Source organism: Mesorhizobium sp. M7A.F.Ca.CA.002.05.1.1, assembly GCF_003998335.1.
In the GTDB taxonomy this organism is placed as follows: domain Bacteria; phylum Pseudomonadota; class Alphaproteobacteria; order Rhizobiales; family Rhizobiaceae; genus Mesorhizobium.
In genome coordinates, this window is record NZ_RZQI01001444.1 from 1 (window position 1) to 852 (window position 852).

Sequence of the window (852 nt, forward strand, 5' to 3'; positions counted from 1 at the left end):
GTGTTCCAGGGAACGCCAACGTCTCACTCCGCTGGAACACCCCTCATCCGTCTCGACGCTGTCGCGCCGATCCACCTTCTCCCACAAGGGGAGAAGGGAGCGTCGGCGCTACCCCTGCGGCCTGAACCTTGCCACCAGCGTGTGGCTCTCGGCCGCGTAGGTAAAGCGCACATGGGTGACCGGATGTTCGGCGCTCCATGTCCGCCGCTCTACCACCAGGCACGGCGCGCCGGCTTCGATGTCGAGTGCGGCCGCTATATGTCTGTCGGCGGCGACAGCGCGAATCCGGTGCTCGGCTTCGCTCCACGGCACGCGGCCGATCAGCCATGGTCCTGGTGCGATGGCCACGAATTCCACGTCTGCTGCCTCGGGTACGGCGGTGAGGTTGATCAGCCGCTGTTCATGCGCGAACGGCCGCTCGCCGGCGAAATGCCCGCATTCCAGCGCCAGAACCGGTCCGGCCAAGCCCAATTCCAGCAGGGCGCGATCCTCGGCGCTGCTGCGCCTTTTGTGCCGAGCGACGCGCTCGTAGCGGTAAGGCAAGCCGAGCGCTTCGACCTCGATGCGGATATCGTGGATTTCCAGCACCGCCGCTTGCGACTGCGGCCGGCGCACAAAGCTGCCTGAGCGGCGGCGACGTTCGATCAGCCCGGCCTTGGCAAGCTGTGACAGCGCCTTGTTCACCGTCATGCGCGAGCAATTGTATTGCACGCTCAGTTCGTGCTCGAACGGGATGCGATGGCCGGGCGCCCAGGCACCGGACGTGATCTTCTCACTGATGTCGGTCAGGATGCGCTGGTGCAGCGAGCCGCCACCGTCCGCTACCACTGTGCCGGCCATGCTCATGCCGAA

At 66.0% G+C, this 852-nt stretch carries 1 protein-coding gene; it reads right to left on the reverse strand.

Annotated features, from left to right (window positions below; all coding sequences use genetic code 11):
* Positions 1-108: 108 nt before the first annotated feature.
* On the reverse strand, positions 109-846 hold the full coding sequence (gene hutC / locus EN939_RS36225) for a histidine utilization repressor (protein WP_127272059.1): 738 nt from the start codon (positions 844-846) through the stop codon (positions 109-111).
* Positions 847-852: the final 6 nt, after the last annotated feature.

What these genes read in the sequence shown, in the direction of transcription:
- hutC (WP_127272059.1), bottom strand. Translation starts at nt 846, where the DNA reads ATGAGCATGGCCGGCACAGTGGTAGCGGACGGTGGCGGCTCGCTGCAC.